The 20,217-nt window shown below is 56.1% G+C and carries 10 protein-coding genes; 6 read left to right on the plus strand and 4 right to left on the minus strand.

Features of this window, described 5'->3' with window-relative positions; all coding sequences use genetic code 11:
- Positions 1-86: 86 nt before the first annotated feature.
- Complete coding sequence (locus LOC70_RS00190; protein WP_230251233.1) at positions 87-1,817, minus strand: alanine/glycine:cation symporter family protein; 1,731 nt, start codon at positions 1,815-1,817, stop codon at positions 87-89.
- Positions 1,818-1,970: 153 nt separating this feature from the next.
- Here LOC70_RS00190 and LOC70_RS00195 point away from each other — a divergent pair, with 153 nt between their 5' ends.
- Positions 1,971-3,260: a nucleotide pyrophosphatase/phosphodiesterase family protein gene (locus LOC70_RS00195; RefSeq protein ID WP_230251235.1), complete on the plus strand. Its 1,290-nt coding sequence runs from the start codon at positions 1,971-1,973 to the stop codon at positions 3,258-3,260.
- A gap of 33 nt (positions 3,261-3,293) precedes the next feature.
- Here the strand turns inward: LOC70_RS00195 and dusB are convergent, their stop codons facing one another.
- On the minus strand, positions 3,294-4,373 hold the full coding sequence (dusB, locus tag LOC70_RS00200; protein WP_230251236.1) for a tRNA dihydrouridine synthase DusB: 1,080 nt from the start codon (positions 4,371-4,373) through the stop codon (positions 3,294-3,296).
- A 78-nt stretch (positions 4,374-4,451) separates the two neighbouring features.
- Here dusB and LOC70_RS00205 point away from each other — a divergent pair, with 78 nt between their 5' ends.
- Entirely contained in the window at positions 4,452-5,783 is a 1,332-nt protein-coding gene (locus LOC70_RS00205) for a glycosyltransferase family 4 protein (RefSeq protein ID WP_230251239.1), read from the plus strand.
- Positions 5,784-5,844: 61 nt separating this feature from the next.
- On the opposite strand, the gene LOC70_RS00210 is transcribed toward LOC70_RS00205, so the two are convergent.
- Positions 5,845-7,521: a hypothetical protein gene (locus LOC70_RS00210; protein ID WP_230251241.1), complete on the minus strand. Its 1,677-nt coding sequence runs from the start codon at positions 7,519-7,521 to the stop codon at positions 5,845-5,847.
- Positions 7,522-8,054: 533 nt separating this feature from the next.
- Between LOC70_RS00210 and LOC70_RS00215 the strand changes: the two genes are divergently transcribed.
- The 4 genes from LOC70_RS00215 to LOC70_RS00230 all read left to right on the plus strand — a co-directional run bounded on the left by LOC70_RS00215 (position 8,055) and on the right by LOC70_RS00230 (position 19,636).
- Positions 8,055-10,286 (plus strand): hypothetical protein, encoded by a 2,232-nt coding sequence (locus LOC70_RS00215; protein ID WP_230251242.1) that lies wholly within the window; start codon positions 8,055-8,057, stop codon positions 10,284-10,286.
- Between the two features lie 134 nt (positions 10,287-10,420).
- Positions 10,421-11,671: a lipopolysaccharide biosynthesis protein gene (locus tag LOC70_RS00220; protein ID WP_315857177.1), complete on the plus strand. Its 1,251-nt coding sequence runs from the start codon at positions 10,421-10,423 to the stop codon at positions 11,669-11,671.
- A 7-nt stretch (positions 11,672-11,678) separates the two neighbouring features.
- Positions 11,679-13,616: a sulfatase-like hydrolase/transferase gene (locus LOC70_RS00225; protein ID WP_230251246.1), complete on the plus strand. Its 1,938-nt coding sequence runs from the start codon at positions 11,679-11,681 to the stop codon at positions 13,614-13,616.
- Positions 13,617-13,771: 155 nt separating this feature from the next.
- Complete coding sequence (locus tag LOC70_RS00230; protein WP_230251247.1) at positions 13,772-19,636, plus strand: DUF11 domain-containing protein; 5,865 nt, start codon at positions 13,772-13,774, stop codon at positions 19,634-19,636.
- Here LOC70_RS00230 and LOC70_RS00235 read toward each other — a convergent pair.
- A complete protein-coding gene (locus tag LOC70_RS00235; RefSeq protein ID WP_230251249.1) occupies positions 19,607-20,152 on the minus strand; it encodes a hypothetical protein in 546 nt (181 codons plus the stop codon). The genes LOC70_RS00230 and LOC70_RS00235 overlap by 30 nt on opposite strands.
- Between the last annotated feature and the right edge of the window lie 65 nt (positions 20,153-20,217).

Genomic DNA, 20,217 nt, shown 5'->3' on the forward strand with positions numbered 1-20,217 from the left:
CACCCATAGCTGTGATCCGCCCATATGCCGCCCCCGCTCGGGCAGCACTCGCTGAACAGTCTTTTGGCGGCTATCGCCAGTAACCGCTAGCTCTTGCCGCAGGCCTTCAGGTACGCCTGCAATTCCTCGCGGACCTTTGGAAACAGCAGGAACAGACCGATCATGTTGGGGAACACCATCGCGAAAATCATCGCGTCGGAGAACTCGATGACTGATCCGAGCGATGCCGCTGCACCGATCACAACCACGATGCAGAACAGCAGTTTGTAGCTCAGGTCAGCGGCTTGGCTGCGTCCGAACAGGTACTTCCAAGACTGCAGTCCGTAGTAAGACCACGAGATCATGGTCGAAAAAGCGAACAGGATGATCGCGATGGTCAGCAGGTAGCGGAACCCAGGAAGCACGCTATCAAAAGCGGCCGACGTCAGGTCGACGCCTCCCAGTCGAACGCCTTCCATCAGTACCGTGCCGGATTCGACTTGTCCCCATTCAAAGGCTCCGTCGGCGTTGAACAGCACGATCACAATCGCGGTCATCGTGCAGATCACAACGGTGTCGATGAAAGGTTCCAGCAGAGCAACGATGCCCTCGGATGCTGGATAGCGAGTCTTGACTGCCGAGTGAGCGATGGCGGCCGATCCGGCACCTGCTTCGTTGGAGAATGCCGCTCGGCGAAAACCTTGCACCATCACGCCAATCAAGCCGCCGATGCCGGCCTCCATCGTGAACGCACCTGAGATGACTTGTCCGATCGCCCACGGCACGCTTTGGATGTGCATCAAGATGATTCCCAACGCGGCGATGACGTACATCAGCGCCATCAGCGGAACGACTTTCTCGGTCACTTTCGCGATCCGCTTGATCCCGCCAATGATGACGATGGCCACCAAGGCCGCCATCACCAGGCCGATGATCGTTCCCGCGGCACCTGTGTCGGGCAAGCTGAGCAAGGACTTGATTTGCTGGGCGGCTTGGTTGGACTGGAAAGCATTGCCCCCGCCGAAGGAGCCGCCGATGCAAAAGATCGCAAACAACACGCCGAAGACTTTGCCGACCGGTGCCATGCCGCGTTCAGCCAAGCCTTTTTTGAGGTAGTACATCGGTCCGCCGTGCACGATCCCGTTCTCGTCGACGTCGCGGTACTTCACGCCCAGCGTGCACTCGACAAACTTGGTCGACATGCCGAGCAGACCGCAGACGATCATCCAGAAGGTTGCGCCGGGACCGCCGGTTGCGATGGCCACCGCCACGCCCGCGATGTTGCCCAGTCCAACCGTTCCGGAAACCGCGGTGGCGAGTGCTTGGAAGTGAGACACCTCGCCTTCTCCCTCGTCGCGGATGGTATCGACCAAGTCCCCATCGACCTCCATGACTTCGACACCCTTGGGGATGTCTTGCCCGGCCTTTTCAATGTCATCGTATTTGCCGCTAACGACTTCGATGGCCAAAGGAAACAGCCGAAGGTTGATGAACCCGAAGGCGAGCGTGAAGAACATCGCTCCACCGACGAGTAGCAGCAGTACAATTGGCAGTTCACCGGCGTAAGGCAGTTCGATGCCCCAAAAAACGAATCCGCCCCAGGTGTCGGCTACCGGACGAAACAAATCGTCGACTTGTTGATCGAATCCGATGGCCTCTGCAGTGGCCTCTTCGGTCGGATCCGCTGCCGTCGTCGCGGGTTCGGAAGTCTCGGTCACGATATCTTCCGAAGCCACTTCGTCTTGCCCGAATGCGGCACCTCCCCCCACAAATGCGATGGCGACCGACAGCGTCACGATTCTTAGCCAGCTAGAACGAGCGAGCTTTGACAACAACATGAAGACTCCTGTACGAAGGATGGTTGAGAACCAAAATGGTGGGGAGATGGGCCATAGGATAATGCATCCTTCGGTGATGCGTCGGGGGTTTGTCACCAGTGAACCGGCATGAATTCACCGAAAGCGGCTGAACTCGCAGAAAAGTAGGCTTACGTGACAAAACTTTGCATTCTGAACGTTGTTGGACTGACTCCAAAGCTGCTCCCGCACGCTCCGAATCTGTCTGCCTTGGGAAATCATCGGCCTTGGAGGAGTCCCGTGCCGGCGGTCACCTGTACCAGCCAAGCCACGATGTTGACCGGTATCTCACCCCGTGATCACGGCGTTGTTGGCAATGGTTGGCTGTACCGTGACACGCAAGAAGTCCGCTTTTGGCAGCAGTCACGAACATTGGTTCAGGGCGATGTGGTCTACGATCGCTATCAAACGGCCAAGATGTTTTGGTGGTTCAATCAAACCACTACCGCTGAGTTGGGGGCCACGCCTAAACCGCATTACGGTTGCGATGGCAGCAAAGAGTTTGACGTGCTGGATTGGACGGGGTGCCAGTTGACCGATCGGCTCGGCCCCTTTCCTTTCTTCGCGTTCTGGGGCCCAGCGGCTGGCATCGCATCGAGTCAATGGATCGCGGATGCGACGGCCATGGTGATGCGAGACAAGCAACCGCAGCTCACGCTTTGTTATTTGCCGCATTTGGATTACGACTACCAGCGTTTTTCGCACCAAGATCCAGCCCGCGTGGCCGAGGTGGACGCTGCCGCGGCCAAGGTCATCGCTGCCGCAGAAGAGATTGGTGCGAAGGTCGTCGTCGTCAGTGAATACGGATTGGTCCCGGTGGATACTCCGGTGGATATCAATCGCGTTCTCCGTCGTTCCGGCTGGTTGCAGGTTCGCAATGGTCCATTCGGTGAGATGTTGCTGCCCGGCGAAAGCCATGCGTTCGCGGTGGCGGATCACCAGTTGGCCCATGTTTATGTGCGTCAGTCGGAGTTGATAGCCGAGGTACGAAACACGCTGGAGCAAACACCAGGAATCGCGGCGGTGGTGGATCCCGGTGACATTCAGCTTGATCATCCTCGCAGCGGCGAGTTGATCGCATTGGCTGAGCCGAATGCGTGGTTCACGTACTACTACTGGCTCAGTGACGATCGTGCACCGGATTTTGCACGCACCGTCGATATCCACCGCAAGCCCGGCTATGACCCCTGTGAGTTGTTCATGACCAGCAAACTTCGCGCGGCAGCACGTCTGGCGCAGAAGAAAGCGGGGATGCGGTACAAGATGGACGTGATCCCGTTGGATTCCAACTTGGTTCGCGGTAGCCACGGGGTGTTGCCGGCGGATGACGAAGATGGACCGTTGATCTTGGGGCCGGGCGACTTGCCGGAGGACATGCAAGGTTTTCCGGCCTACGTTGAATCTATGTTGGGCAATCCCGGCTAACAGGGCTCCGGCCACACCGATCCGCTGGGGTGGTCAGCTCGCGGTGGCGGATTCGACTTCTTCTTTCGGATCACGAAGCGGGAAGTATTCCTCGACCACGGAGTGAAATTCTTCGAGCGTGGAAACTTTCGCGACGTGCGTTCGGAAGTAGCGGGCACCGTGTTTGCCTTGGGCGTAGCAGCAGGCGTACTTGCGCATCAGTACCGTGCCCTTTTCTTCGCCAAAGCGATCCACGACCAAGCCGTAGTGCTTGAGCATGACATCGCGTTGTTCCGCCAAGGTGGGTTCGGGGGGAACGGGGTCACCACGAAGTGCCGCGGCGGCTTGTGCGAAGAGCCACGGACGACCGAGGCAGGCGCGAGCGATCATCACGGCATCGACATCATATTGCTCAAACGCGGCAACCACTTTTTCGGCACTGTCGAGATCACCATTGCCGATCAGCGGGATGTTGCGGAGATGGGATTTGATTTCGCTGATGCGGTCCCAGTCCGCGTTGCCTCGAAACATGTCCGCGGCGGTTCGGCCGTGAACGGTGAGCGCGGCCGCACCGGCTTCTTCCACCACGTGGGCGATCTCGTTGCAATTGATATTGTCTCGATTGCACCCCAGCCGGATTTTTGCCGTTACGGGAGTGGGAGCACAGACTTCCACCAGCCGCGAAATGATGGCGTGCATGCGGTTGGGTTCGCGAAGCAGGTAACTGCCGCTGTGGGCCTTTTCGGTGACTTGCCGAACCGGGCATCCGAAGTTGATATCGACGACGCTGACGCGATATTCTTCCGCCAAACGCCTGCCCACCTTGGCCATGGTCTCGGGGTCGTTGTCCCAAATTTGAACCGCCAAAGGTCGTGGTTCTTCGGCCACCCCCCACAATCGGTCCGGGTGCTCGGCTTCGTTTTCGTCCAACCACACGAACCCGCGGGCGTTGACCATTTCGGTGGCCAGCAGCCCGGCGCCACCGAATTCACGTACAATGTGCCGGAACGCAGCATTGGTGAATCCCGCCATGGGTGCTTGCAAAATCGGCGGGTCAATGACCAAATCGCCAATCCGAAGCGGCGGAACCTTTCGCGAGATCTTGTGGGCGGTTGCGGAGGACTTGTCGTTCATTTCTGTCGCTGATCATGCAATGGTTCGTAACGTCTCACAGTCTATCGTCGACCAGTAAAATTGGCGAATCGCAGTTCCATGGTTTCCAGACCTCTTCGCGTCGGGTTGGTCGCGTGGCACGCGCTTCCGGCCATCGTGCCGACGGATGATTCCGGAGGCCTTGCTGGCGGACGCTCTCCAGGAAAGCCGAAGTACGGTGAATCGTTTGGAGGGTTGGAAACAGCAATCTGGACGTTGGCTCGGCACATGGCGAAGTTGCCTGGTATCGAGCCCGTTTGTTTTGTGGAGGCGACTGCTGCACGCAATGGCAGTCAGCCGTGGCCAAAGGAGGTGGACGGTGTCCGTTTGGCGATTCACGTCCAGCGTTTCAAAGCGATCCGACACGAAGTGGGGGAGTGCGTGGACTTCGGGGCTAAACGAATCAAGAGGTTTTCGCCGAAGCTTCTGTGGCAGCTCCCCCTTCTGATGGCGACGAGGCCGTTTCGCTCTCGCGATCCGGTCGATTCGTTGCCCGATCCACGACTTTTCGATCAAGCTGTCGATGCTTGGATCGCTTTTGGTGTGACGGCATCCAGCTCTCGCGTGGTTGCTACGGCGGACCGGGAACGCACGCCTTGTTTTGTGTGCATTCGGTCCAATGCGGGGCTTGAGGATGGTTTGTTGGGCGACGATGAATACAAGAATGAGTGCGGTGACACTGCGTCCGCTCGTCGGTACGCATTGTTGCAGGCTGATCACGTTGTCTGTCAAAGCCAATGGCAATTGGACCGTCTTCGCGAGGTGTTTCATCGTGATGGTTTACTTGCTCGCAATCCGATTGATTGCAGGGAGTGGCGTCCTCCTTGGAAGGTCGACGTGCCCGAGTCGTTAGCGGCCCCATTCGATGTGCTTTGGGTTGGGCGCTACGATGATTTTCACAAGCAACCAAAGCTTATGTTGGAGGCGGCGAAAAAGTTGCCTCATCGATCGATCAAGATGATCGTCAATCCGTTTGATCCACGAGTGGAGGCTGAGGTCCGGCAGTCGGTGCCGAGCAATGTGGAACTCATCGATCGAGTTCCCTTTGAGCAGATGCCAGCCGTATTTGGGGCCGCGCGGACGTTCGTTTCAACTGGCAGTCTTCGGCACGAGGGGTTCCCAAATGTGCTGCTACAAGCTGCCGCTTCTCACACTCCCATCGTATCGCTTTCCGATCACGACCAGTTTTTGCAGCGATCGGGCGCTGGCGTGACGAGCAGCGAATCGTTGGACGACTTGCCTCGCCTGATCGAGCAACAGATCACTGAGCCGACGGTGAGTTGGAGTCGCGTCGATGATTACCTGCAGCAGTTCCATCAGGCCGACGCGATCGCATCGCAGTTCGCCGTTTGGATTCAAACCGCGATCGAATCAAAACGCACGCCCGGTTAGAGCATGCAAGCCGTCGTCAGCTGGTTATTGCCAGTGACAAATCAATCATCCCGATCACAAATCAATCATCAACGAACAGGTGCTTGGGATTGACGGTGAGGTACCACTCTTTCCACGCTTTTTCGGCTTGGCGGAGTTCCACGTCCGTCGGTTTGTTTGGCATCCCAAATCCTTCAAACTTCCGGCTGATGAACCGAAGTCCATCGCGCGCGTAGCGTTGAACGGACGTATCCGGATCGCTCAATGCGAAGATCAATGCCGGAACCACTCGCATTTCATCGCTTTTGCCAAGGAGGCGGGCCGCCACGCGTCGAGCTTGATAGGACTGGCTGCCGCGGACCAGTCGTTCCAGTCGATCCAGCTGAGCTCGTCGCTCTTTCGGATCGGTCGCCAGTTGCATGTCTTCGGGAAGGGATTTGCCCTCGAGTGCCGAGTTGCCATCGTCCTCCAACGCCGACAACAAGTCGACCACCGATTGTCCAACCGGTTCACCTTTGATCTGTGCTCCTTCGCGACGAATTTTTGTTGTGTCTTTGGGAAGGCCTTGCCCGCCGGCGAGGCTTCCGGTGCTCGCTGCAGCGATCGATCTTTGGGTGCTTCGAATGAGGAATAGGATTGCGAAGCAAGTTCCAGCCACTGGTCCGGAATGGTCTGCGTCTTCCACTCCCCAGCCGCCTGTCTTGGGATCTTGGTAGCCCATCAGAGCTTCGACACCCTGGTTGTACCAGGAAGGGCTTTCGTCGGGTTTGTTTCCCAACGCGATCTCCTTGAAGCTTTCGTAACGCTCTTGGGTGTAGAGCTGATAGTAGTAGTAGTCTTTCGCTTTGCGTTTGTATTCGTTGCTCGCAAGATACTGATCAGATGCCTTGATGGCATTGAGGACTTTGTCATCGCTGACAGTGACACCTCTGCGTCGTTCAGCATTCTCGTCTGGAACGTAAAGTTTGATTGCCTTGGGTGCACCGGGGAAGGCTGACATGTCAGTCCGAGCGGCATCCCCCCACAAACGCAACGCATCGCCCGCGATCAGGATGCTGCTTCCGCCCGCGTAGGCCATTGCGGGATAGACATCGGTCTGACGCATATTCGGACGACCTTGGCCCGGGTCTTGGGCTTGGTAAGGCCATCCGCCGCTGGGGTCTTGGACACGGATCAGCCATTTGGCACAGGCGGCTACTCGTTTGTAGTCCAGTGGTATTCCCGCATGGTCCAGTGTCCAAATGGCGAGAACTCCATACTGCGTCTGCGAAATGTCACCAGTCTTGTGGCCGATGTAGCTGAAAGCTCCGTTGGGGTATTGCAGCTCGTAAAGAAAGCTTTGGAGCGTTTTGAGTTCCGATTTGTATTTCTCTTTGTCGACCTCCGCCAGCAGCATGACTGCGACGGCTGTGGAATACACTTCAAAGCTAATGCCCGGGGCATTGCGTTTTCCACTTCGAATCACGCCCACCATTGTTCTGGCAGCCGCAATTCCTTGCTGAACCACTGGAGCCGTGGGGTCGTGCTTGACTTTAAAATGGGTGTACGCGACCAGGGCACGCTCTCCCAATCCCCCAGCAAACCCGGCTGTTCCGTAGTGGTACTCTTGGGCGTCAGCGTTTTCGAGGTAGACCAAACCCCTGTCCACCATGCTGACGACCTTCGGGTCAAAGGGCGTGTACGCAGATGCCGATCGAGTTGGCAGGCTGTTAATGGCTGCGAAACTGACGAGTGCCCCAAAAAGGGTTCTGGCTATCATCGGGAGCCTTCGAGCGTATGGTGGTTGGCAGATGATCGGGCGAATTCGTTCTCGCTCATCGTTTGTTCGATCGAGGTTGCTGGAAGATTGCATAGCAGTCCCCCTCGGTGGGGTTGCGACTTCGGTGGGAACAAATCTGGTCGAAACGAAGGGCAATTTGTTTCGCGGCAACGAGACGCCGCGAAACAATTTCTTCAAACCGGTTGGATGAATTGGCAGATGAGGTTGGTGAAGAGACCGAGTGAGTTTCATCGGGTTACCAAGTATAACGTACACACACTGTTTTTCGCAACGAAAAGCGGCTGCTTCTCGTGGTGGACGGGCTCGATCAACCCTTCTGATCGACGTAATTGAAGTGGCTGGACGATTGGCGTCGTCGTTCCCAGTGAGCTCGGGCAATCGTCGCTCCGATCCAATTCGTCGTATTCGACAAGAAAGGAACTCGTGTTGTGCGAGATGAAGAAAGTGACGGTTCGAACCCTTCTTTTCCTTGGATTTCTGCTTCCGTTGCCGGGCTAGCGATTTTTTCTGGCTTGTTATCCTTCGTTCCGGACGAGTGGGCGACGAAGGTGATTGCTATTGGTGACGGGCAGACGGCAAGCTTGTTGGCGGCCAAACTGCAGCCACTGCTCATCCCAATTTGCTTGTTGGGAGGCGGCGTCGCCGTAGTTCTGTGGTCGCTGCGATCGAGTGCTGAGCGGTTCTATTGGCGGCGATTGCATGATTGGCTGAGCCAGACAATCGAGGTTCCGACTTCGGCGAGCCTGTCATCTGCTCGATGGACGTGGTCGGAGCATTTGAATTGGGCGTCGTCGGCTGTTGTCGCGGTGTTGCTTTACGACTGGAGGACTTTGTTCTGGGGATTCTTTGAGAGCGACGACTACACGATGGTTGAAGTGGCCCGGGATGGAGAGTTTCCAATTTCGTTGTTGTCAACTCACAATGACCACGTGCTCCCATTGCTGCGTTTGGAGTACTCCGTTTTCTACGAATCGTTCGCGGGGGAACCGTTCGCATACAACTTGGGGGTCCTCCTTTCGTTTGTGATGATGCTCTACTCAGGTTGCATTCTGCTTCGTGTTTGCGGACTCAATCGAATCTGCACATTCTCGTTCCTGTTCTTGTGCATCAATTGGTCTCTGTGGGGTGAATTCACGGCAGGGTCTTACATCCTGCAAAAATACATGCAGATCACGACCTGTGGCCTACTAGCGTGTTGGGCTTGGGTTCGTTGGGGAATGACAAGGCGGAAACGGTACTTCCTAGGTAGCGTCGGTGCGGTAGCGGTGGCTTGTTTCATGAATCCGAGTGGGTATTGGGTGCCATGCGCTGCGATTGTCTTTGGATTGTCTCGATTGCTTTCTCAGCAAGGTACAGAAGCAGTGAAGGAGGTGGTAAATGAAGGTGCTCCGTACGTATTGTCTGTCGTTGCTGTAGTGACGATTTCGGTGCTCCTCTACACGTACGCCTATTCGCTTCCTGGTAACCAAGAGTTCATGACTTTGACGGATGACCCGCTCACAGCTTCAGGGTTTGTTCTGCAGTTCTGGTTGTTCGTGTCAACTTTGATTGCAACCGTGTTTTTCCCCTTGCCGCATCACTTTGACAAAGTCGGATTGTTGGTGCCCTTCCTCGTTTCGGTTGCAGTTGTCGCTGGCATTACGTTGAACTGTTGTGTTCGTGGATTGTCAAGAGAACTGAAGGCGACAGCTCTGGCCATGGGCATGATTGTCTTAGGAATCTCAGCCATGGTTTGTTTGGGGCGACCCATGCCGGGTATCCACTACATCGTTGCGGCGAAGTATCTCGGCCCCGCCTATGTTTGGTTTTGTTTGGTCGTTGCACTTGGTTTGCAAGGGTTCTGGAACAGAACTGCTGCTCGCGAGCGATCTTATTGGCTAACAACGCAAATGATCGTTTGCATTCTTGCGGTTGCACTGCTTGGACACGGGGTTGTGGAGTTGGGGGCGCGAGCCGATCTGCCGTTTTTGGATCGTGACGTCTGCCGAAACAGCAAGCTCCGTGAGCAGATTCGAGAACGGCTTGCGATCGCAAGATTGCGTACTGACGTTGTTTCTGAGTTGGAAAGGTCGACGGAAGGACATCTTTATCTACCCGATCTAACGGGTGACGCGATCGCTGATGTGCTTCCAGAATTGGCATTTCCTTGGGGAGAGAAGCCATCACTGGGAATGTTGATGCCAATGTTAGAATCCAGTCCAAGAAGCGTCACTTGCCTACCGCTGGAGGCGGAATCTGGCGATGAGGACGCAATTCATTCGGTTGCACTCGCGAGCGAGGTGTCGCCATCATTCTTTGAAAAGCTGGGAACAAACGAATTGTTGCGGCGGATTGCATTCGCACCGGTTGCGCTTCACGCAAACACATTTGATGAGCAGGGCGAACAAAAAATCGAGCGGAAGGTGGGCAACGACGGAAACCGGTTGTATCAACCACTCATGATCGACGACGCGAATGGGGTGACGAAACTCTCGCTGGCGAATGGCTCATGGCAGCCTTCTCGTTACGCACATCTTCGACTCAAGTTGAATCGACCGAGCAATGAAACGCCGATTATGAAGGTGCGGGGTGATTTCGACACAATGGTGTCGCACCCGATCGTGATCCAACAAGATTCTGAATCGGAGATTGCTTTGGATTTGGCTCAATTGTTCGAATATAGCTGCAGTGGCAAGGTTGAGTCTCTTGAATTGTCACTCGAGCAATCAAACGCCCCGTTTGTTGAAGAGGCTTCGCTGAGATGAACGATGACGTTCCTGCGGAGCAACGGTCTTGGCCGCGACGTATTCTGAATCGATTGGAGGTGGACCGCGCGACGTTCTATGCCGTCGCAACACGCTACTGGCAATTCCTTTCCGGGCCTGTGACGCTCTGGTTGGTGGTTCAGTTCTTCTCGCCGGAGATCCAAGGGTTCTATATGACATTTTGGTCTGTGATCGGGCTACAGATGTTCTTTGAACTAGCATTTCCGCAGACGATCGTGACGATGACCAGTCATTTATGGAGCGATTTGGACCTGGATGAACACCGGCGTTTGATTGGTGAGAAGGATGCTGTCTCCCGCTTGACTCATTTGATACGCATTTCGGTGTTGGTTCAGGTGGCTCTCGCCGCGTCATTTGCAATTCTGGCGAGTGCATTTGGGCTATGGTTTTTCTCTGATGATCCGGCTGCCGATGTGATCAATTGGAGGTTGCCTTGGTTAACATTGGTTGGTCTCTCGTCAATCGCGTTCGCACTGATTCCCTTCCTGGCAGTGCTAGAGGGGTGCGGTCAAGTTCGCGAGATTCACAAGCTGAATTTGCTGCGAGGGGTTGCGGGAAGTGCGTTTGTTTGGCTTGCAATTCCTCTTGGAGCTGAGCTCTGGGTCCCAGCGATTGCGACGGCGGTTCGTTTAGTTTGTGAGGTTGGTTGGCTGTTGGGTAAGTTTCCGCGTTTCTTCTATGCGTTTACAAAATCACCAATGCACGCGAAGGTTGCTTGGCGGCAGGAGATATGGCCGTTTCAGTCCAAAATGATGGTGAAAGGATTTTTTCACTATTTCAATGCAGATGTGATGCTTCCGATTCTCTTTCGGTATCAAGATTCGGTTGCTGCTGGGCAGTTCGGGATGACCTGGAACATTGTGCAGTCGATTCGCATGGCCTGTTCATCGTGGGTCCGAACGAGGGTTCCGCATTTTGGGGTTTTGATCGCTAGGAAAGAGTACGCTGAGCTTGACCGGATTTTTTTTCGAGTCGGCAAGATTGCTTTAGCGTTGATGTTCATTCTTGGAGCGATCTTTTTGCTCGGAGTGTTCGGTTTGGGTTACTTCGATTGTCGGTATGCCCATCGGTTTCTGTCTGCAGAACCAACTGCCCTGCTGATCATTGGGTTGTGGATGGCGCTGGTTTTTGAATTTCAGTGGCTCTATCTGCATGCGCACGGAAAATCACCGTATTTGATTCTGAATTTGATCGGCTGTTGTCTTAGCGGTCTTTTGTTTTGGTGGAGCGGGTTTCAATATGGCGTGATGGGCATGAGTGTTGCTTTCTTGTTCATGCAAGGAGTTGTTTACTTGCCCCTCTCAACCGTCGGATGGATCCATCTCCGGAAGCAATGGCACGAGCAGGCAGCCGAACATCCATGATCGACGTGTGCTTGGCAATCTGTACTCCGTTGTGATTCGTGCTGGTGCATTGTTGATGTTCGTGCGATGGTTGCGTCCCGAAAGCTCAGCTCATTTACATCTGGGTTGGCGAAGTTTGCTGTGGGGGCAGTTGCTCGCAATTGCAGTATTGATGACGCTTGGCCGGCAAACCCACGGGTTGTTCTTGGTGCCATTGGGAAACGAAGCGGTGATACACATCGCCGCTTGGCGAGTCATTCAAGCTTCTTCACCGCTGCTGCTCCTATATGTTCTTGGCATTTTGTCGCGAAGCAAGTTCTGGGTGGTGCCGTGTATGACTGCTTGGTGGTACCTGATCTTGTTGGATTTGGTGGTGTATCGGTGGGCGGCGATGCATGTGCTGTCGGGCGATTTCTTCAATTTGGTTCGAGAGCGTACGCTCGGGCTGTTGCCGTATCTGACTTTCGCGATGGTCTTGCGGTTCGTTGTTGCGATCTCTCTGATCGCGTTGGCGACTTGGTTGGGTTTGACGCTGGCGGATCGAACGGCGAAGTGGCTGTGTCGTCGGCAACACCGTTTCAGTTTGATGGGAGCTTCCGTTGCGTGGGCTATGGCGGTGCTGTTGTTGGCTGCGCCAGCGTGTTGGAATTGGCCCAGCACGTTGGCTGCGATGCACGCGGAACCTTCGCGACATCCGTTTTGCGTTTTCGGATGTTTTGATCCGCGGTCGTCCGTCGTTGCGGAGGAATTCGTCGAGGGAGAGTTGCCGTTGGTGCTTCGCGAATCTGCTGTGCAGCGGCGAGCCCAGGCGATGCGTTTCAACGTTGCGTCCGCTGTTGGGACATCGGGAGTGGAGACTTCGTCGGCGGATGTGTTGTTGGTTGTGGTGGAGTCTCTGCGGCCGGAGGTGGTCGATGCGGAAGTGATGCCGAACTTGCACACGGCGGCGGAGCGTGGAGTTTGGTTGAGGAATCACTTTTCTGGCGGGAACGCCAGTTCGCTGGGGCTGTTTTCGTTGGTGAACGGGCTGGATGCGATCTGGTTCTATCGAGCGGATGTCCGGTTCGCTCCTGCGATGAATCGGTTGTTCCATCAAGCCGGCTATGAGTGCGGATTCTTTGGTGCCGCGGAAGATTGGGCGGCCTTTCAAATGGATGCGTTCATTCGCGAGGAGGTTTATGACGCCTTCAACATCAGTCCCTTCGAAGGTTTGCGTTCGGATCAGGAAGCAATCCAGGCCTGTCGATCGTTCTTGGCAAAATCTGAAAATCGCGGGCCGCGGCTGGCTGTGCTCTATCTGTACGCGACTCACGCTCCTTTTGAGGTGGATTTGTCCGTCACACAAGATGAACCGGCCGCATCGCGTCACTACCCGCTCCCGTTTGGACCGAATCATCGACCAGCGGTTTGGAATCGCTATCGCAATGCGGCTCGAAGCGTGGATCGCATTCTGGCTCCGCTGTTGCAACGGCAAGACTGCATCGTTGCCGTCGTTGGGGATCACGGCGAATCGTTTTTGGACGACGGAACGATTGGCCATGGGACTCGATTGTCTGCGGTTCAAACGCAAACGCCAGCGATCATTGTTGGGCCGGATGTGGTACCCAAAACGGTCGCGGCAACGACGAGCCACGCCGATTTGTTACCGACGTTGTTATCGTTGTGCGACGTCTCGGTGAGTGATTCTGGTTGCTTTGATGGGCGCGACCTAACGGACGCGAAAATTCGCCCACGTGTGATCGCGGTTGCCGACTACCTTCGCGAGCAAGCTCTGCTCGTTCCGAGCGAAGAAGCCGCAGATCGGCGGTTCCTCGGTTTGCAAGTGGAGATTTCGTTGGTTGAGCCTCGGTTGCGGATCTTGGGGCCGCGAGGCGAAGTCGGAAACGTAGCCAATCCGGAAGTTACCTCTCCGCTGCGGCTTCCTGGCATGGCTCATGACTATCTGCAGCAATCGTTCCCAGAATAGTCGCGCTTTCAAGATGCCGTGGGGCCACCGATGAACGCGACGGATCACGTCGTCAATCGAACGCGATATCTTTCCTAGCTAGCGTAGGCCGCATATCTTCTCTGTGTGCCGTATTGTTTCGCTTGCTAGTTCGGTCCCCCATCAAAGCACCGAGAATGAAAATCCGTTCTTTCCGAAGGCGTCGAGAACTGAGAACGAGATCGTCTGCTGCCCGAGGATGGCGGCGATTGCTGCTGGAATCGTTGGAAAGTCGGCGGTTGTTGGCGGTCGCGTCGGACTTGGTGACAATTCGGGGCCAAGTGACCGACAGCTTCCTTGGAGGCGATTTCGAAGACGTTGCGTTGGATCTGTATCGAGACGACGGCGATGGAGTTTTCGAGCCCAACGCGGGTGACGTCGAAGTCAACATGGCGGTCACGGATGCCAGCGGCAATTATCAGTTCACGGGAGTGACCGAAGGTTCTTATTTCGTATTGCAGCCTGCACAAATGAATGCGGGACGTTCTCTGCAGCAACAGTTGTCGCCGCTGATCACGGTGACCGCGTCGCAGGTTGCTGGGCAAACGTTTCAAACCATCGATTCGTTTCAAACGACTCAAAGCGTGGAGGACACCGCGACTGATTCGACTCCAGTCACCTCGACTCAGGCGGCTGCGGAGGCGATTGGTGGTTCTCGTGATTTGATCGTCAACAAGACGCAAGGTGGCACCAACGACATCGGCACGATCGCGATTGGTGTCAATCAAGCGGTCTCGCCAAACTTGCTGAGCTTTGATGCCAACGGATTTGCGGACGGCAGTCGCCGTGTGATTTGGGACGGTGGCGGGGACGACGCGGGAACGATCAACGACGATGGATTGGGGGCGATCGATCTGACCAGTGCTGGTTCCGCATCGGGATTTCGATTTGTGATCGGTTCAGTCACGAGCGGTACCGCGGTCATCCGCTTGTACAGCGATGATGGTGATGCGGGAACGCAATCGCGGGTCAGCCAAGCCACATTGACCATTCCTGCGTTGCCGACCCAACCCACCTCCATCGAATACATCCCGTTCACCGATTTCCAGGTGGTCAGTGGCGGCGGTGCGGACCTGACTCAGATCGGTGCGATTGAGCTCGACGTCAGTGGTGGACCTGATTACGACGCGATCGCTGATTTGCTGGGGACCGTCGGTCCCAACATCATCGTTCAGAATTTTGACAACGCCGGTGATGCCGATTTGGAATTGACCAAGACGTTGGTCACGACCAATCCGAACGTGAATCAAAATGTTTCCTTCGATGTTGTGGTGACCAACAATGGTCCGGATCCAGCAACGGGAATTGAGGTCACCGACCGCATCCCTGATGGGATCACGGGTGTGACTGGGACCACATCCAATGGCACGTTCACTCCAGGAACTGGAATTTGGACCATTCCTAATTTGGCGGTTGGGGCATCAGCGACTTTGCGAGTGACCGGCCAATTGACCAGTTTGGATCCGCAAACCAACGTTGCTGAAATCACGGCGTCGGAGCAGCGCGACGATGACAGTCCTCGCAACAACGACGTGTTGGCCGACGATGATCAAGACTCGGCGGTGGTCACGGCGACGCGGGTTGATTTGCAACTCGACAAAGCGGTTTCCAATGTGGCACCCAATGTCGGGGATGAAGTCACGTTCACGTTGACCTTGCAAAACACCTCGTTGGATGCGTCGACCGATGCGACGTTGAGCACGGCGACGGGGATCCTGGTGGAGGATCGTTTGCCAACGGGCATGACGCTGGTCAGCCACAACGCCAGCTCGGGAACGACGTTCAATACCGCGACACGTCGTTGGTCGATCGCATCGTTGGACGTGGGCTCGCAAGCGACATTGCAAATTGTGGCTCGCGTGAATCAAGCGGGCGAGTTCACCAACGTGGCGGAAGTCTTGGCGGCGGCTCAGTTCGACCGCGACAGCACCCCGATGAACGACTTGATCGATGAAGACGATCAAGATCAGGTAACGATCGTCACACCCACGGCAGATTTGTCGTTGACCAAAACGTCGTCGACGGACACACCCACGGTGGGCGAGACAATCACATTCACCATCCGTGTCGACAACGACGGTCCGGACGACGCGACGGGCGTGCAAGTTCGCGACGTATTGCCAGCCGGATTCACTTACGTGACCAACTCGGCCACGTCGGGGAACTACGATCAAACCACGGGAGTCTGGACGGTGGGGGATGTCGATGCGCCGTCCGCGGTCAATCCGATTCCCGTGATGCCGACGTTGCAGATCGTGGCGACGGTTGACAGCTTGGGGGCGAAGACGAACACAGCGACCATCATCGCCTCGGATCAAGCGGATCCGGACAGCACACCCGATGGTGGATTGGCAGACGAGGACGACACGGCTTCGGTTGTGATCACACCCAACGCCATTGACTTGCAACTGACCAAAGCCGTTTCGATATCCAACCCCGCACCGGGCGACAGCATCGTTTACACGGTGACGCTGTCCAACGCGGATTCGACGACGTCCGTTCCGATCACGACCGCCACCAATGTGCAAGTAACCGATGTGTTGCCCGACGGACTAATCCTACAAGACTTCGAAACCAGTTCGGGAACCTACGTCAGCAGCACGGGCATTTGGTCGATCGATTCGTTGGCGGAAGGCGGCAGTGAGACGCTGACTTTGACGGCGGTCTTAGATCCGTCGCGAACCGACTTGTTGGCCACGATCACCAACACCGCGGAAGTCACTCAAGCCGCGCAGTTCGATCCTGATAGCTCCCCGGACAATCAGGATGCGTCGGAAGATGACCAAGCCTCCATCGCGATTCTTCCCGCTCGCGCGGATTTGTCGTTGACCAAAACAGTGGATCGGTTGAACGCGGATGTGGGCGAAAATGTGACCTTCACCATCACAGCGCGGCATGACGGCGGCGATGATTCGGGGCAGTTCGTCGTGTCGGATGTGCTGCCGGCCGGGCTACAATTTGTCGAGGCCACGGAGTCCATTGGAACCTACGACGAGACGACCGGGCGATGGACCATTCCCGGTTTGGATTCCTCGACGGGAACGGCAACACCTTCCTTGGCAACGCTAGAAATCGTTGCCACCACCCTGATTCGCGGAACGATCACCAACGCGGCTGAAATCATTCAAGCGACGTTACCCGATCCGGACAGCACACCCGGCAACGGTCAGCTCGCAGAAGACGACCACGCCGAGGTGAGCTTGCAAGCCGAGCAGATTGATTTGGCTCTGTTCAAAAACGTCGACAACGCGACGCCACGGTTGGGCGAAACGTTGCAGTACGAATTGGTGATCCGCAACGATGGTTTGGATGATGCCACCGGAGTGATTGTCCAGGAGAACCTCCCCGCTGGTTTGACGTTCGTCAACGCGACGGCAAGCGATGGAAGTTTCAGTGGCAGTAGCGGCTTGTGGACGATTGGCAATTTGGCTGCTTCCGAGTCCGCAACGCTCACGATCAATGTTCAGGTCAACAACAACGTTACCGCTGATCTGCCGAACATCATCAATCGAGCCGAAGTCATCGCGGCTGACCAGGTGGATTTGGACAGCACGCCAGACAACAACGAAGCAAGCGAAGACGATCAAGCGAGCGTGACGGCTCGAGTCGAGTTCATCGACTTGTCGTTGTCGAAATCCGTTGACAACCCGGCACCCAATGTGGGTGACCAAGTCGCCTTCACAGTCACCGTGACCAATGATGGCGACACGGCAACTTCTCGCGACACGGCGACCAACGTGGTGGTGCAGGATCTCTTGCCGACCGGATTCACGCTGGTCTCCAGCCTGCTGACCGATGGTCTGTACGATTCGACCTCGGGGGAATGGGCCATTGATGCGTTGGCCGACGACGCCTCCGCGACACTGACGTTGATCGCCACGGTGGATCAACGCGGCACCTTGGTCAATCGAGCTGAGGTGGTGAGCGTCGATCAAGACGACGTGGATTCAACGCCGAACAACAATGCCGCCGCGGAAGACGATCTGGCCACTGCGAGCATCACAACGCCAGTGATCGATCTTTCGTTGACACAGACGGTGGCTCCCGAACATCCGGCGATTGGTGGTGAGGTCACATTCACATTGTCGTTGCAAAACAGCGGCCCTGATGACGCGACGGGCGTCGTCGTTCGAGACACCTTGCCCGACGGATTCACATTCACATCGTCATCTCCCGCGGGTGATTTCAACTCGTCGACCGGTTTGTGGACGGTTGGTGATTTGGCTGCCGGACAGACGGTGACGCTCGATATCATCGGCACCATCGGTGACGTCGAGGAACTCATCAACCGTGCGGAAGTGATTGCGGCGGATCAAGCGGATTCGGACAGCACGCCTGACAGTGGGCTGGACGATGGCGAAGATGACACGGCGTCGGCCATTGCAACTTTGGCCAATGCCGACCTGTCGGTGACAAAAACCGTCGACGATGCGACGCCGAACTTTGGTGATTCGGTCACGTTCACGGTCACGATTGCCAACAGTGGCCCTGATCCGGCGACCGGAATCCAGCTTCGGGACTACCTTCCCGCTGGATTCACTTTGGCAGATCAAAGCGTCAGTGTCGGCACGTTCTCCGCCGCGACTGAGATCTGGATGATCGATGAGTTGGCGGTTGGGCAAAGCGAAACCTTGACGCTCACGGGAACGGTCAATTCCGAGGCGACGTTGTCCAACGTGGCCGAGATCATCGCCAGTGACCAACGTGACCCCGATAGCACGCCCGGCAATGGCGAGACCGATCCAGTCGAGGACGATCGTGCCGCGGTGGATGTGCAGGCTCAATTGATTGATCTGGCATTATCAAAAACCGTCGATGGCGACCGATTTGATCTTGGCGATTCGGTGGAGTTTGAACTGACGGTTTCCAATACGGGGCCATCCACCGCAACCAATGTTCAGGTCGCGGATGCATTGCCCGCGGGTTTGATCTTTGATTCGTCATCGACGGCCAACGGCGGCTACAACCCTCAATCCGGAACATGGACGATTCCAAGCATCCCCAGCAACGAATCCGTGACGTTGACGCTAAATGCCACGGTCAACCGCGATGCGATCACGGACGAAATCTTGCGGGATGGCATTTTGAATTTTGCGGAAGTGACCTCAGCCGATCAGCCGGATCGCAACAGCACCTTCGGCAATGGCGACGTCAACGAAGACGATGCCGATTCCGCACTGTTGATGATTGCCCGTGCCGATCTTTCATTGACGAAAAGCGTGGATACATCAAATCCCGATCGAGGTGACACGATTCAGTACTTGATCACTCTGACCAACGCCAACAATGACGCGGCAACCAACGTGGTCCTCAGAGATCTGTTGCCGAGTTCGGTGCAGTTTGTGGATGCGATCGCTTCGCAAGGAAACTTCGATCCTCAAACCGGACTTTGGACGGTGTCGCAGCTTGATAGCGGCCAGTCCGCAACACTACGAATCAATGCGACGGTTCAAGCATCGGGAACTGTCGACAACGTGGCGGAGATCATCGCGTCGGACCAGATTGATCCGGACAGCACTCCGAACAATGCAAACGCCGATGAAGATGATCTCGCCTCCGTGAGCATCACGCCTCGCGTGGTCGACATCAGCGTCAGTGCATCGGTCGACAACGAAGAACCCGAGTTGGATGAGACGATCACCATCACGTTGACCGCCGCCAATGCCAGTGGCGTTTCGGATGCGACCGGTGTGGTGATCGAATCCAGTTTGCCGGATGGATTGACGTTGATTCCGCCGGCCTCGCCTCAGCAAGGAACCTACGATCCGGCCACTGGTTTGTGGAATGTGGGGGCACTCGGTGCCGGCGAAAGTGTGCAGCTCACCCTGACCGCGCGCGTCGACACACGCGGGCTGAAGACGCTGAACGCGGAGGTGGTCCAAACCGATCAATTCGATTTGGATAGCGTTCCAGACAACGGTGATTTGACCGAGGATGACCAAACGCAGTTGGAAATCCGGGCCCCACGTGTCCTATCGAAGCGATTGTTTCTGTCTCGCTGAGGCAATGCCGCAACCTGAGCAACTGGAACAACCGCCGCCGCAGCCACTGGCCTCGGCGGTGCCGCATCCAGGGCCACAACCGGTTTGCATCAGGTCGCTCAGTTCGATGCTCTTGACTTCCGCTTCGTAGCGGCGAACGATCGCATCGGTCAGTTCGCGTCCCAGTGCATCGGGCTCGCCTAAAAAGTGCAGCACCAACGTTCCACCGTCAAAAAGCTGGTCCACATCCAACAAGACCGCGGTGGATTCGCTCTCGGACAAAATGGATTGGCATTCGCGAACGGCGCGAACCTTGTGCCGTTGCAGTCGCTCGATCAGAAGATCATCGTTGGGCGTGGTGGGCCGCAGGACCTCCAGCGACGTTGGTGGGGTGTCGTCGCAGGTCGAAAGGATCTCGGCGAGTTCCACCCCTCGCGGCGTCCGCACCAGAACACGACGTCCACGCTGAATCGCACGTGAAGACCGTGCCGCGAAGACATCGCCTGCGAAACCGATTCGGACATGGTGCGTTATCATGACGGCCAGTTTAGTCTTCGGGATTGTCAGCGTCCTCCCCAATCGTTCCTCCATCGCAAGGAAGC

Source organism: Rhodopirellula halodulae (assembly GCF_020966775.1).
GTDB classification, from domain to species: domain Bacteria; phylum Planctomycetota; class Planctomycetia; order Pirellulales; family Pirellulaceae; genus Rhodopirellula; species Rhodopirellula halodulae.

What these genes read in the sequence shown, in the direction of transcription:
- LOC70_RS00235 (WP_230251249.1), bottom strand. Translation starts at nt 20,152, where the DNA reads ATGATAACGCACCATGTCCGAATCGGTTTCGCAGGCGATGTCTTCGCG.
- LOC70_RS00190 (WP_230251233.1), bottom strand. Translation starts at nt 1,817, where the DNA reads ATGTTGTTGTCAAAGCTCGCTCGTTCTAGCTGGCTAAGAATCGTGACG.
- LOC70_RS00230 (WP_230251247.1), top strand. Translation starts at nt 13,772, where the DNA reads ATGAAAATCCGTTCTTTCCGAAGGCGTCGAGAACTGAGAACGAGATCG.
- dusB (WP_230251236.1), bottom strand. Translation starts at nt 4,373, where the DNA reads ATGAACGACAAGTCCTCCGCAACCGCCCACAAGATCTCGCGAAAGGTT.
- LOC70_RS00210 (WP_230251241.1), bottom strand. Translation starts at nt 7,521, where the DNA reads ATGATAGCCAGAACCCTTTTTGGGGCACTCGTCAGTTTCGCAGCCATT.
- LOC70_RS00205 (WP_230251239.1), top strand. Translation starts at nt 4,452, where the DNA reads ATGGTTTCCAGACCTCTTCGCGTCGGGTTGGTCGCGTGGCACGCGCTT.